Raw genomic sequence first — 13,444 nt, 5'->3', positions numbered from 1 at the left:
CGACGTGCCATCCTGCTCTGCCACCTCTGCGCCGAATCTGCTCTACGTTCTTGATCTGCATCTGCGCTCTTTTTTGGCAGCGTCCGATCACGGACGGCGTGGAGATTGGGCGACACCAAGAGCCCGGGCCTGCGACATAGGGTCGCACTTAAGACATATTTGCCTCTTTCGCAAGCCAAAAGCGACATACAAATTGAACAATTCGACAATTTGCCTGGGCCTTGGCGGTAGAATTTGGCCGCCTACTTGCCTGGCTCACGAGTAATACATGCAGCTGCTGAAGCAGCGTTGAGGAAATGATGAATTTTTGGTTCCCAGTCGTCTTCGGTACGTTCAAGCTCCTCGTGTTGGGCACGGGCATGTTTCTCGCCATCAAGTCTCACCGCGATGGCGCAAGAAAGGAAAGAGAGCAGAGGGAAAAGGAAAAGGAGATGAAAGCAACATAGTGGAAACTTTGTTGCTGTCCTGCCCCAAACCATCACCACACTCAATCCAACGTCATATTGAAGTAGACAACCCTCTCCGTCTCCTTGAACCCAAGACGTGTATGAGCCGCCTGGCTCACCAGATTTTCCAGCCCGGTGTCCGAAGCCAGCTCCCTGCAGCCCTTGCCCGCGGCCCACACGCGAACAGCAGTAATCAAGGCCCTGGCCGCGCCCCGCCGCCTGGCCTCGGGCACGACGTATAGACCTTCCAGGAACGCCACGGGACTGGAGTCCGTGCCATTGACGTAGTCCGTCCTGATGGACGCTTCGGCAAGGCCTATCGCCTGGCCGTTGTCGGCGCGCACCAGGAACTGAACGTACCTGTCCGGCGAGCAAACCTGATCGTCCATGTCTTGCTGATGTTCGACAGCGGACGCGTCAGGCCAGAGTGACATGCGCAGTTGCAGCCAGGCGGCATCCCGCGAGGACGTGATAGCGGCGGTTTTCATGGCAGGGTTCGTTTTCCGGGTGACGCGCAAAAATTTATCACCTGGCCCCGCCCGCTGTCGAAGCGCATCCGACTGCGGCGTGCGCCGCCCTACTCCCGCACCGGCACCGTGTAGTTCAGCGCCAGCCGGCCGCCATCCGCATAAACCGTCTGCCCGGTCACATAGCTGGCGTCATCGCTGGCCAGGAACAACGCGACCTTGGCGACTTCGTCAGTCGACCCCAGCCGCTGCATTGGAATCCGCGAAAGCACGGTCCTGCGGGCTTCCGGGTTGCTGGTAATGGTGGCGAGGATCTCGGTGTCGATGCTGCCGGGGCCGATGGCGTTGACCCGTATGCCATGCGGCGCCAGGGACAGCGCCATCGACTTGGTCATCTGGCGCACCGCGCCCTTGCTGGCGCCGTAGGCCAACTGGTCCGGCATCGCCAACTCGGCCGTCATCGACGACAGGGTCACGATGGCGCCGTTGCCGCGTGCGCCTGCCACCATGGCGCGCGCAGCCGCCTGCGCGACCAGGAAGGTGCCGCGCACGTTGACGTTCATGACCGCGTCCAGGTCTTCCAGTTTCAGGTCCAGGAAGTCCGCCGCGCGGATCACGCCGGCATTGCAGACGCAGATGTCCAGGCCGCCCCAGCGCCGCACGCATTCATCGGCCAGCTTCTGGGCGTCGGCCGCGTCGGTCACGTCGGCCAGCATGACGGCGGCGCGGTCTCCCAGCGAACGGGCCGCGACCATCAGCTCGGCCTCCTTGCGATCGGCCAGCAGCACATATGCGCCTTCGGCCACGAAACGCCGCGCGATCGCCAGCCCGATGCCGCCGGCCGCGCCGGTCACCAGCGCCACTTTGTCCTGCAATCTCATCTCAGACTCCCACGTAGGCGGCCACCAGGTCGGGCCGCTCGGATAGTTCGGCCGAGCTGCCGCGCCACACCGTCACGCCCTTATCGAGGATGACGTTGCGGTCGGACAAGCGCAGCAAGGCCGTGGTGTTCTTGTCCACCACGATCATCGACAAGCCTTCCGCCTTCAGTTGCGCCAGCACGCGCCAGATCTCGGCGCGCACCACCGGCGCCAGGCCTTCGGTGGCCTCGTCCAGCACCAGCAGGCTGGGGTTGGTCATCAACGCCCGACCCAGCGCCAGCATCTGCTGTTCGCCGCCGGACAGCTGGGTGCCCAGGTTGGCGCGCCGTTCGCGCAGGCGCGGGAACAGTTCGTAGACGCGCTCCAGCGTCCAGCCGCGGGAACCAGCGCGGCCGATGGCGGTGGCGATCAGGTTCTCTTCCACGGTCAGGGTGGGGAAGATCTGGCGCCCTTCGGGCACCAGCGACAGGCCCAGACGGCCGATGCGATACGGCGCCAGCCCGCGCAGCGAGCGCTCGCCGTAGCGGATGCTGCCCTGGCTGGCCGGCAGCAGGCCGAACAGGCATTTGATGACGGTGCTGCGGCCCATGCCGTTGCGGCCGATCAGGCCCACGACCTCGCCCTGGCCCACGTCCAGGTCTACGCCGAACAGCGCCTGGCAATGCCCGTAGGCCGCCGTCAATCCGCTGATGCTCAACATGGCGGCTCCTTATGCGTCGGCGTCGTCGCCCAGGTAGGCGCGGCGCACGTCGGGATGGTTGCGTATCTGGTCCGCGCTGCCGGTGGCGATGATCTTGCCGTAGACCAGCACGCTGATGCGGTCGGCCAGCGCGAACACGGCGTTCATGTCGTGTTCGACCAGCACGATGGTGTAGCGGCCTTTCAGGCTTTGCAGCAAGGCGATCACGCCGGCGCTTTCGGCCGCGCTCATGCCGGCCATGGGCTCGTCCAGCAGCAGCACCGACGGTTCGCCCGCCAGCGCCATGGCGATCTCCAGCTGGCGGCGCTGGCCGTAGGCCAGGCTGGCCACCTCGGCCTCGGCCACGTCCTCCAGCTGGCAGGCGCGCAGCGCCTGGGTGGCGGCGTCCACCACATCCGCGCAATCGCGCAAGGCGGTCCAGGCCGACAGCCGCCGGCGGCGCTTGCGCAGCGCCGCCAGGCAGGCGTTGTCCAGCACCGTGTAGCTGTCGAATACCGACGTCACCTGGTAGGAGCGCAGCATGCCCAGCCCCACGCGCTCCTGCACGGTGGCGCGGGACACGTCGGCGGCGCCCAGGCGCACGGCACCACCATCGGGACGCAGTTCGCCGGACAGCAGGTTGATCAGGGTGGTCTTACCGGCGCCGTTGGGGCCGATCAGGGCGTGCAGCTCGCCCGGCGCCACGTCCAGCGACACGCCGTCGGTGGCCCTGAGGCCGCCGAAGCGGCGCACCAGGTCCTGGGTGGACAGGCCCACGGGCGCGGCGGCAGTTTTCAGGTTCATGCCGAGGCCTCCTTGGCGATCGCGTCGGGCGGACGGCGGTCCTTTTGTTCACCGGCTGCCGGCGGCTGGGCCGTGGGCGCCGCGGGCGGCGGACGCCGCAGCCAGGCCAGGGAATTGGCGTAGCCGCCCTTGGCTACCATGGCGATGATCACCACTGCCGGCCCCATCAGCAGCATCCAGTGCTGCGTCATGCCCTTAAAGGCTTCTTCCATCAGCAGGTAGGCGACGGCGCCGAAGATCGGGCCCAGCACATTGCCCAGGCCGCCGATCACCACCATGACGATGAGTTCGCCCGACACCGGCCAGGACATGTAGCTGGGCGAGGCGAAGGCGGTCAGGTTGGCCAGCAGCAGTCCCGCCACGCCGGTCAGCACGCCGGAGGCCACGTAGGCCGTCAGGCGCACGCCGAACACCGAATAGCCCAGCGCGTCCACGCGCCGCGGGTTGGCATGGGTAGCGCGCAGAATCATGCCGAAGGGCGAGCGGCGCAGGCGCAGCATCGCCAGGCTGGAGGCCAGCAGCAGGCCCCAGGCCGCCCAGTACACCGGCTGGCTGCCGCCCAGGTCGAACAGGCCGAAGGAACTGGCTTCGTAGATGTTCAGGCCGTCGTCGCCGCCGTACTCGCGCAGGCTCACCGCCAGGAAATAGAACATCTGCGCGAAGGCCAGCGTGATCATGATGAAGCCTATGCCCGAGGTGCGCAGGCAGACGGTGCCGACGATCAGCGCCACCAGCGCGCACACCGCGATGCAGACGGCCAGCTGCAGCCAGCCGTTGCCGAAGCCGTGGTAGCTCAGGATGCCCACGGCATAACAGCCCAGGCCCAAGAACATGGCGTGGCCGAAGCTCACCAGCCCGGCGAAGCCCAGCACCAGGTTCAGCGCCAGCGCCGCCAGCGCGTAGATCAGGATGCGCGCGCCCAGCGTCACGTAGAAAGGTTCGCCCAGCCATTGCGCCACGAAGGGCACGCCGGCCAGGACCAGGAACAGCAAGGGCAGCACCCAGCGCCGGTTGTTGTGTTCTTGCATGATGATCCAACCTCAGGACAGGCGCGCGTCAACGCCGCGCCGAGAAGACCAGGCCTTGCGGCCGGAACGCCAGCACCACGGCCATCAGCACATAGATGAGCATGGAGGCCAGGGCGGGCCCGACCGCGTTCGCGACCGAAGCATCGAACACGGCGCGCAGCATGTCGGGCAGGAAGGCGCGGCCCAGCGTGTCTATCATGGCGATGAGCAGCGCCGCCACCAGCGTGCCGCGCACCGAGCCGATGCCGCCGACCACGATCACCACCAGCGCCAGGATCAGCACGGGCTCGCCCATGCCGGACTGCACCGACAGTATTGGCCCCGCCAGCGCCCCCGCCACGCCGGCCAGCACCGCGCCCAGCAGGAACAGCAGCGTCTTCTGCAGGTCCACGTTGGCGCCCAGCACGCTGGCCATGGGCGCGTTGCTGGCGCCGGCGCGGATCAGCATGCCGAAGCGCGTGCGCTGGATCAGGAACCAGGCGCCCACGGCCACCAGCGCGCCCACGCCGATGATCATCAGCCGGTACACGGGATAGTCGTTGCCGAACAGGCTGACGGCACCCTCCAGCCCTTGCGGCACGGCGGCGTAATACGGCCGGCTGCCCCAGATGACGGAAGCCAGTTCGTTGAAGAACATCATCAGCCCGAAGGTGGCCAGCACCTGGTACAGGTGGTCGTGCTTGTACAGCGGCCGCGCGATCAGGCGTTCCAGCGCCACGCCCACCAGGCCGCTGCCGGTCACCGCCGCCAGGATGGCGAAGGCGAACGAGCCGCTGGCGTTGTAGGCGGTGGCGCCCAGGAAGGCGCCGATCATGTACAGCGACCCGTGCGCCAGGTTGATGAAGTTCATGATGCCGAAGATCAGGGTCAGCCCCGAGGACAGCAGGAACAGCAATGCGCCCAGCTGCAGGCCATTGAGCATCTGCGACAACAGCAAGGATCCGTTCATGGGGCGTCTCCCGGGACGGTTACTTCAGCGGGCAGTCCGCCACGTAGGCGTCCTGGTGGTCGGTGAACACCTTGGCCAGCTGCTTCAGGCCCACGCCGTCGCCCTCCTTCACGACCTGATAGGCGTACAGGTCCTGCACCGGCATGTTGTTGCTGTTGAAGCGGAACTTGCCGCGCACCGTGGGGAAGTTGGCGCCGGCCTCCTTCACCGCCGCGGCCAGGGCCTTGCTGTCGCCGACCTTGCCGCCCTGCTGCTTGATGGCCGCGTCCAGCAGGAAGGCCGAGTCATAGCCGCCCACCGCATACTCCGAGGGCAGGCGTCCGTACTTGGCCTTGAAGGCTTCAACGAACTTGCGGTTCTGCGGGTTGTCCAGCGTGGTGGCCCAGGGCGTGCCGTAGATCGCGCCCACCGCCTGCTCCTTCAGCGCGGTCAGCGTGTTGGAGTCGATCAGGCTTTCCGAAAAGAACGGCAGCTTTTCCATCAGGCCGGCCTGGCGCAGCTGGCGCACGAAGTTCACGCCGACCCCTCCGGTGTAGAACACGAACAGCGCGTCGGGCGAGGCCGACTGCATGCGCGAGATCTCGGCCGAGTAGTCCAGCTGCCCCAGCTGGGTATAGATCTCGTCGGCTGGCGCGGCGCCATAGAAGCGCTTGAAGCCCGCCAGCTTGTCCTTGCCGGCCTGGTAGTTGGACGACATCAGGTAGGCGCGCTTGTAGCCCTGGTCCTTGACGTACTTGCCCATGGCCTCGGACATGCTGTCGTTCTGCCAGCCCAGCACGAACAAGTTGGGCAGGCACATGCGGCCGGCGATCGGCGCGGGCCCGGCATTGGTGGACAGCGCCACCACGCCCGATTCCTTGATGCGCCGCAGTTCGGCCATCAGCACGTTGGAGAAGCCCAGGCCGATGATCACGTCGACCTTGTCCTTCTCGATGAACTTCTGCACGATCTGCGCGCCCACGTCGGGCTTGAGCTGGTCGTCGTCGCGGATCACCACGGCCTTCTGGCCGCCCAGGCTGCCGCCCAGCTGCTCGATGCCCAGCATCAGGCCGTCGTACTGGTCCTGGCCCAACGCTGCCTGGGGTCCGGACAGCACACCTGTGAAGCCGATGCGGATGTCCGCCATTGCGGCGCTGGCCGCGGTCAAGGCCGCGACCGCGGCCAGCGCGGACAAACCGCGTGCGTATGCTTGCATGCTATGTCTCCTTGGGGGATGGGCGGCGGCGCCGTTCTACGCGGCGCCTGCCGTATTGAGGTCAGAGCTTCACGCAGACATTGCGCAGCTCCGTGTAGAACTCCAGCGAATGCACGCCGCCCTCGCGGCCGATGCCGGACTGCTTGGCGCCGCCGAAGGCCGTGCGCAGGTCGCGCAGGAACCAGGAATTGATCCAGCAGATGCCCACTTCCAGGGCCTGCCCCATGCGATGGGCCGTGCCCACGTTGCTGGTCCAGACCGAGGCCGCCAGGCCGTAGGGCGTGGCGTTGGCCAGGGCGACGGCTTCTTCTTCCGTGTCGAAGGGCGCGATGTGGCAGCAGGGGCCGAAGATTTCCTGCTGGATCACGGCCGAGCTTTCCGGCAGGCCGGTCCAGACGGTGGGCTGGATCCAGGCGCCGGCCGCCAGGCCGTCCGGCATGTCCGGCACGCCGCCGCCCGCCACCACCGTGGCGCCGTCTTCGCGGGCGCGGGCGTAGTAGCCCAGCACCTTGTCGCGGTGGCGCTGCGAGATCAGCGGACCCAGGTTGACGCCGGGATCCTTCGGACGGCCCAGCTTGAAGCCGCGGGCGCGTTCGCCCAGCGCCGCCACGAACCGGTCGAAGATCGGCCGCTGCACGTAGACGCGCTCGGTGCCCAGGCAGACCTGCCCGGTGTTGTCGAAGGCGGCGCGCGCGATGCCGGCCACCGCCTTGTCGAAGTCCGCGTCGGCGAACACGATGCCGGCGTTCTTGCCGCCCAGCTCGAAGGACACCGGGCGCACGCCCACCGCCGCCGCCTGCATGATGGCTTCGCCGGTGCGGGTTTCGCCGGTAAAGGTGATGCCGTCGACCAGCGGATGGCGCGTGAGCTTTTCGCCCGCCGAACCGGGGCCGCGGCCATGCACCACGTTATAGACGCCGGGCGGCACGCCGACCTCGTTCATGACTTCGCCCAGCAACGTGGCCGTGGCCGGGGTGTCCTCGGAAGGCTTGACCACCACGGTGTTGCCGCAGGCCAGCGCCGGCCCCACCTTCCAGGTCATCAGCAGCAGCGGCAGGTTCCACGGGCAGATCACGCCGATTACGCCGCGCGGCACGCGCACGCCGTAGTTCAGGGCATGGCCGCCATCCGGCGTTTCCAGGTCGAAGGTCTCGTTGGGGATGTTGCGCACCAGGTCGGCGAAGATCTTGAAGTTCGCCGCGCCGCGCGGAATGTCCAGATGGCTGGCCAGGTCATAGGGCTTGCCGGTGTCCGCGATCTCGGCATCGACGAATTCGTCGAAGCGCCGGATGATGCCGTCGGCCACCGCGTGCAGCAGCTCCACGCGCTGCTGCGTCTTGAGCTTGCCCCAGGGGCCGCGCAACGCCGCCTTGGCGGCCCGCACGGCGGCGTCGACCTCGGCGTCGCCGGCCTCGTGGATGCGGCCGATCAGGCGGTTGTCCACCGGGTCGCGATTGTCGAACGTCTGGTTCGTGGCGACCCATTCGCCGTTGATGAAGTTGCGGAAATCGGTCATTGCGTCCTCGGTTGTGACAGGTCTGCCAGCGCCGCTTCAGGGTCGCCGGCGGTCAGGTATTCCCACATGCGTTCGTAGATGCGGCCCGTGCCCACGGCGCGGGTCGCCGCCTCTTCGGGCGAGAACGTGGGCGCGCCTTCGGCCAGGCCGGCCGAGCGCAGTTGCCATTCGATGCGCGCGGCATCCTCCAGATACCAGGTCAGCACCACGGCATGCATCAGCGATTCCGCCGCCACCACGGCGCCGTTGCCGCGCATGGCCACGGCTCGCGCGGCGCCCAGGGCCTGCGCCACGCCGCGGGCCTGGGCATCGCTGCGCACCAGCTGCGGATCGTCCCAGAGCGGCACGGCGGGGGAAAAATACGAACCCATGCCATGGCGCGGCTGCGGCGTCACGCGCGCCGAGGACAGAGTCATGACCGTGGGTGGCATCGAGCGCACCACGCCGCCCACTTCGGGACGCATGCGGTAGATGTGCTGGTGGATGCGGACCTCGCCCAGCACGCCCTCGGGCAGCTCGCCGTGCACCGGCACCACCGTGCCTACCTCGCCCGGCTCGATCAGGCCCATGGGACGCGCCGCGCACACCAGGAAGTGCTCGGCGTCGAGCCGGCTGCTGCAGTGGCCATAGGCGTGGACCAGTCCGGCCCGGGCCAGGCCGCGCGCCGCCACCCGCACCAGGGCTTCCTGGCCGGCATCGGCCTTCATCGTCGCGCCGCTCACGTCTTGAACTCCGGGATGTCCGGCTTGGCGCCCCACATGCAGAACGAGGACGGCACCGCGGGGAAGGTGCGCGGCCGGTAGTTCTTTTCGTCCTCGGCGGTGATCAGGCGCACGCCGGTGGAGTATTCGTAGATCATCCCGTCGGGGCCGTCGAAGTACAGGAACATCGCCCCCGAGGTCGGATGCCGCCCCGGACCGAAGCGGATCGGCACGTTCCATTCCTTCAGCTGGTACCAGGCCCGCATGATGTCGTCGATGCTCTCGACCTGGTGATTGATGTGCTGCACGCCCGGATAGCTGGACGGGAACAGCGCGATCTTGTGGTGCACTTCGTCGATGCGCAGCAGCGGCGCTTCGCCGATGCGGTCGCTGACGCGGGCCGACAGCAGGTCGGTCCAGAAGGCCTCGTCGCGGCGCGCGTCCAGCGTGCGCAGGCCGATATGCGAAAAGCCCGTCACGCCGGCGTCGCGGCCGGGGAAATAGCGGCGGCCGCTGTGATGCGGCGCGTGCACCAGCTCGATGCGGTTGCCGGACGGATCGATGAAGGCAAGGAATTCACGCACGTAGCGCTGCTCGGCGTCCTCGCGCTTGCCCGCCTCGACCCGGTAGCCGCTGCGCTCCAGCACCGCGCCGGCGCGCTCCAGTTCCTCGGGGGTGTCGACCTCGAACGCCGCGGTGTGATCGCGCGGATCGCCTTCGAAGTAGCACAGGGTGTGGTCGCGGGTGTCGGACTTGAAATAGACCGCGCCATGCTCCTTGCGGGCCACTTCCAGGCCCAGCACGGTGGTCGCATAGCGGACCGCCCCTTCCAGGTCGCGGGTACCCAGCCGGACGTACCGGATGTCGTGTAGCCGTATCACTGCTTGTCTCCTGGTTGCGCCTGCCGCCGGCTGCATGCCGGTCGTAGTCTCGACGCTTTTTTCTACGATAAGCAGCATAAATATCGGCGTCAATAATTTTTATCGAGATTTTTTAAAGCCAGTGATAAAGTAGCTCCCATGTCAGACGGCGCCACCCTCCCCCCGCTCGCTCATTCCGCCTCGGCCAACACCCTGGTCGGCGCGGCCTATGTCAACCTGCGGCGCGACATCATCCAGGGCGTGCATCCGCCGGGCTCCCGCTTGCGGGTCGAGCACCTGAAGGATGACTACGGCGTGGGCGCGGGCACCTTGCGCGAAGCGCTGGCGCTGCTGGTGTCGGACGCGCTGGTCATCGCGCAAGGCCAGCGCGGCTTCCACGTCACGCCGATCTCGCTCGAAGACTTCCGCGACATCACCGAGAACCGTGTGCTGCTGGAAACCCAGGCCCTGCGCCAGTCCATCGCCCTGGGCGACGACGACTGGGAAAGCGCCGTGCTCGCCGCCTTTCACCGCCTGAGCAAGGCCGAGCAGCGCCTGGCCGCCGACCCCGACACCCGTTTCGAGGAATGGGAGCAGCGCAATCGCGAGTTCCACCGTGAACTGATCCGCGCCTGTCCCTCGCGCTGGCTGCATCATTTCCTGGGCATCCTGTACCAGCAGGCCGAGCGCTACCGCCGCCTGACCGTCACGCGCAAGCCCATCGCGCGCGACCTGGACGACGAACACAAGGGCATTCTGGACGCCACGCTGGCGCGCGACGCGGACCGCGCCTGTGCGCTGCTGGCGGCGCACATCCGCCTGACCTACGACGCCGTGGCGCGCCTGCCGCCGGACCTGTTCACGCCGGACTGAATCCGCCTCAGTTGAAAAAAACCCACACTGGCGGACGCCTACCCGTTGATTCGCCTACACCACTTCTATAGAATCTTCAATTCGGGCCTCTGCCCATTCCATTTCCCCCACTTCACACACCACTGGGAGGCGCAAGATGATGAATCCGCATACCGCCATCCCGCGCGTGTCTCCGCGACGCCATTAAGTCGTCGCCCGCGCGGACCCATCGCTGGATGCCTATCTAGCGACTGGTCCTCCGTGCCCGCCCCAAGAACCTAAACGCAATCGCCCGCGCTCGCAGCGCAGGCCGTTCCTTCCTCTTTCCACACAAGGACTCCCGGCGTCCTGGTGACGCCGGGCCATTGCAATGGCCAGAAAAAAGATTGATCTACGAGGACAAGCCTTCAGGGATGTCCTGGGCTTTACCTTCCGCTATTGGCGCGAGCAACCGCTGCGCACCGCGCTCATCGTCGCGCTGGCGCTGCTGTCGGCGCTGGCCGACGTGCTGACTCCGCTGTACGCCGGCAAGCTGGTCGACGCCGTGGCCTCGGGCGCGGCGGGCGACGAGCTGATCTGGAGCGCGGCCGTGTCCGCGTTCTGGCTGCTGATCGCGCTGGGCATCGGCAGCACGCTGCTGCGCCAGGCCGTGTTCCAGAACATCATCACCTTCACCCTGAAGATGATGAACGGCATGGTGTCGAACGCGTTCTACCGCGTGCAGCGCTTTTCCACCGACTGGCACGCCAACAGCTTCGCCGGCTCGACCGTGCGCAAGATCACCCGCGGCATGTGGGCGGTCGACCTGTTGAACGACACGCTGCTGGTTGCGCTGCTGCCTTCGGTCGTCATGCTGGTGGGCGCCACCGCCCTGCTGGGCGTGCACTGGCCCGTGATGGGCCTGGTGGTAGGCCTGGGCTCGGTGCTGTATATCGCCGTCACTGCGGCGCTGTCGCTGGGCTATGTGGCTCCGGCGGCGCGCTTGGGCAACGCCTGGGACACCCGCATGGGCGGCGCCCTGGCTGACGCCGTCAGCTGCAATGCCGTGGTCAAGGCCTTCGGCGCCGAAGCGCGCGAGGAAGTCCGGCTGGACCGCGTCGTCGACAAATGGCGCCGCCGCACCCGCCGCACCTGGATCCGCGCCACGTTGAACGGCGGGGTACAGGGCGCGATGCTGGTCGCCATGCAAGCCGGCATCCTGGGCGCGTCGCTGCTGCTGTGGGCGCGCGGCCAGGCCAGCGTGGGCGACATCACCTTCGCGCTGACGATGTTCTTCATGCTGCAGGGCCACCTGCGCGACGTGGGCATGCACATCCGCAACCTGCAGCGCTCGGTCAACGACATGGAAGAGCTGGTCGCGCTGGAGAAGCAGCCGCTGGGCGTGGACGACAGGCCCGGCGCGGGCGAGCTGCGCGTCACGGCCGGCGAGATCCGCTTCGAGGGCGTGACGTTCCGCTATGGCGCGCACGACAAGGCGCTGTACGACCAGTTCTCGGTGCGCATCGCGCCGGGCGAACGGGTCGGCCTGGTCGGCCATTCCGGCTCGGGCAAGACCACGTTCATCAAGCTGATCCAGCGCCTGTATGACGTGAACGAAGGCCGCATCACGATCGACGGGCAGGACATCGCCCAGGCGCGGCAGGCGTCCTTGCGCAGCCAGATCGCCATCGTGCAGCAGGAGCCGGTGCTGTTCCACCGCACGCTGGCGGAGAACATCGCCTATGCCCGTCCCGGCGCCACGCAGGCCGAGATCGAGCAGGCGGCGCGGCTGGCCAGCGCCCATGACTTCATCATGGCGCTGCCCAAGGGCTACGACACGCTGGTCGGCGAACGCGGCGTCAAGCTGTCGGGCGGCGAGCGCCAGCGCGTCGCCCTGGCCCGCGCCTTCCTGGCCGATGCGCCCATCCTGATCCTGGACGAAGCCACGTCCAGCCTGGACAGCGAAAGCGAGGTGCTGATCCAGCAGGCGATGGACCGCCTGATGGTGGGCCGCACCACGCTGGTGGTGGCGCACCGACTGTCCACCGTGCGCGCGCTGGACCGCCTGCTGGTGATGGACCGCGGCCGCGTCATCGAGGAAGGCAGCCACGATGCGCTGATCCGCCTGAAGGGCGGCCTGTACCGGCGCCTGTTCGAGCGCCAGGCGCTGGAACTGACCAAGGGCCTGGCGCCCTCGGAACTGCTGGAAGACGGCGCCGTCGCGCCGCAGGCCAAGGACGAGGACGAAGCGGCGGACGAATCCTCGTACGCCTACGCCAAGTAGGCCTGGCCGCCGGCCCTGCGGCGCAAGCCGCGGGGCCCGCGTTTCAGGCCGGACGCTGGGCGAAGGTCAGGCGCAGGCCGAAGCCGATCAGCGCCAGTCCGAACACCCGGCTCTGGATCTTCTGCGCCCGGGGGCTGGCCGACATCCAGCGCCCCACCGCTCCGCCCGCCAGCGCGCACAGCGCGTCCAGGGCCAAGCCCAGGCTGACGAGGATCACGCCCAGCACGGCGAACTGCTGGCCTATCGGGCCATGGGCGGGCGAAACGAATTGCGGCAACAGGACCGAGCAGAACAGCAAGGCCTTGGGATTGAGCACGTTGGTCAGCACGCCGCTCAGGAACGCAGGCCCCAGGCCCGCACGGCTCCGCGCCGCCTGCTGCGGTCCGGTCTGACGCAGTTCAGCCTGACGCAGTTCGGCCTGCCGTGGCTCGACCTGACGCGGCCCGACCTGCCCGCCTGCGTCATACGCCACCGGCCCCGCCCGCCACAGTTTCACGCCCAACCAAACCAGATAGCAGCCGCCCACGGTGCGCGCGACTTCGAATGCCCAGGGATGGGTCTTGAACAACGCCGCCAATCCCAGCGCAGCCAAGGTCACGTGCGCGGCCCGCGCGATGGCCAACCCCACGGCCACCGCCAGCGCCTGTCCCCTGCCGCGCAGCACGCCGGTCTCCAGCAACAGGATCATGTCGGGTCCGGGCACCACGTAGACAATCAGCAAAGCCCCTAGAAACATCGCCATATCCGCCATCGCCGCGCTCCTGTTCGTCCTGTCGCAGGCGACCATTCTAGGAAAACCGGGC

General features: G+C 67.5%; 13 protein-coding genes. 2 read left to right on the top strand and 11 right to left on the bottom strand.

The features are described from left to right. Positions 1 to 487 precede the first annotated feature (487 nt). From aac(6') to HWY37_RS31580, 10 genes are all read right to left on the bottom strand, one after another. A complete protein-coding gene (gene aac(6') / locus HWY37_RS31625; protein ID WP_176090628.1) occupies positions 488 to 934 on the bottom strand; it encodes an aminoglycoside 6'-N-acetyltransferase in 447 nt (148 codons plus the stop codon). Positions 935 to 1,023: 89 nt separating this feature from the next. Continuing rightward, positions 1,024 to 1,794, bottom strand: coding sequence for an SDR family NAD(P)-dependent oxidoreductase (locus tag HWY37_RS31620; RefSeq protein ID WP_176090627.1), 771 nt, complete (start codon positions 1,792 to 1,794; stop codon positions 1,024 to 1,026). A gap of 1 nt (position 1,795) precedes the next feature. Further along, positions 1,796 to 2,494 (bottom strand): ABC transporter ATP-binding protein, encoded by a 699-nt coding sequence (locus HWY37_RS31615; protein ID WP_176090626.1) that lies wholly within the window; start codon positions 2,492 to 2,494, stop codon positions 1,796 to 1,798. A gap of 9 nt (positions 2,495 to 2,503) precedes the next feature. After that, positions 2,504 to 3,277 (bottom strand): ABC transporter ATP-binding protein, encoded by a 774-nt coding sequence (locus HWY37_RS31610; RefSeq protein ID WP_176090625.1) that lies wholly within the window; start codon positions 3,275 to 3,277, stop codon positions 2,504 to 2,506. Next, positions 3,274 to 4,305 (bottom strand): branched-chain amino acid ABC transporter permease, encoded by a 1,032-nt coding sequence (locus HWY37_RS31605; RefSeq protein WP_175208905.1) that lies wholly within the window; start codon positions 4,303 to 4,305, stop codon positions 3,274 to 3,276. Before HWY37_RS31605 ends, HWY37_RS31610 begins: the two co-directional genes overlap by 4 nt. Positions 4,306 to 4,333: 28 nt before the next feature. Next, a complete protein-coding gene (locus HWY37_RS31600; RefSeq protein WP_042793142.1) occupies positions 4,334 to 5,254 on the bottom strand; it encodes a branched-chain amino acid ABC transporter permease in 921 nt (306 codons plus the stop codon). Positions 5,255 to 5,273: 19 nt separating this feature from the next. Then, a complete protein-coding gene (locus HWY37_RS31595) occupies positions 5,274 to 6,449 on the bottom strand; it encodes an ABC transporter substrate-binding protein (protein ID WP_175208906.1) in 1,176 nt (391 codons plus the stop codon). 61 nt (positions 6,450 to 6,510) lie between these two features. Then, positions 6,511 to 7,965, bottom strand: a complete 1,455-nt coding sequence (locus HWY37_RS31590; RefSeq protein ID WP_175208907.1) for a 2-hydroxymuconic semialdehyde dehydrogenase — start codon at positions 7,963 to 7,965, stop codon at positions 6,511 to 6,513. Then, positions 7,962 to 8,672, bottom strand: a complete 711-nt coding sequence (locus HWY37_RS31585; RefSeq protein WP_175208925.1) for a class II aldolase/adducin family protein — start codon at positions 8,670 to 8,672, stop codon at positions 7,962 to 7,964. Before HWY37_RS31585 ends, HWY37_RS31590 begins: the two co-directional genes overlap by 4 nt. 11 nt (positions 8,673 to 8,683) lie before the next feature. After that, a complete protein-coding gene (locus HWY37_RS31580) occupies positions 8,684 to 9,547 on the bottom strand; it encodes a VOC family protein (RefSeq protein ID WP_176090624.1) in 864 nt (287 codons plus the stop codon). A gap of 138 nt (positions 9,548 to 9,685) precedes the next feature. Here HWY37_RS31580 and HWY37_RS31575 point away from each other — a divergent pair, with 138 nt between their 5' ends. Together HWY37_RS31575 and HWY37_RS31570 are read left to right on the top strand one after the other, a co-directional pair. Then, entirely contained in the window at positions 9,686 to 10,399 is a 714-nt protein-coding gene (locus HWY37_RS31575; RefSeq protein WP_175208909.1) for a GntR family transcriptional regulator, read from the top strand. A gap of 349 nt (positions 10,400 to 10,748) precedes the next feature. Further along, the gene (locus tag HWY37_RS31570) at positions 10,749 to 12,641 is read left to right on the top strand and encodes an ABC transporter ATP-binding protein (protein WP_176090623.1); all 1,893 of its coding nucleotides are present in this window, start codon (positions 10,749 to 10,751) and stop codon (positions 12,639 to 12,641) included. 43 nt (positions 12,642 to 12,684) lie between these two features. Here the strand turns inward: HWY37_RS31570 and HWY37_RS31565 are convergent, their stop codons facing one another. Then, positions 12,685 to 13,383 carry a LysE family translocator gene (locus HWY37_RS31565; RefSeq protein ID WP_246302460.1) on the bottom strand — a complete coding sequence of 233 codons (699 nt, stop codon included), beginning with the start codon at positions 13,381 to 13,383 and terminating at the stop codon, positions 12,685 to 12,687. Between the last annotated feature and the right edge of the window lie 61 nt (positions 13,384 to 13,444).

This window comes from Achromobacter anxifer, assembly GCF_903652925.1.
In the GTDB taxonomy this organism is placed as follows: Bacteria; Pseudomonadota; Gammaproteobacteria; order Burkholderiales; family Burkholderiaceae_B; genus Achromobacter; species Achromobacter anxifer.
Note: the sequence above shows the minus strand (reverse complement) of the source record. Positions and strands in the feature narration are given on the sequence as shown.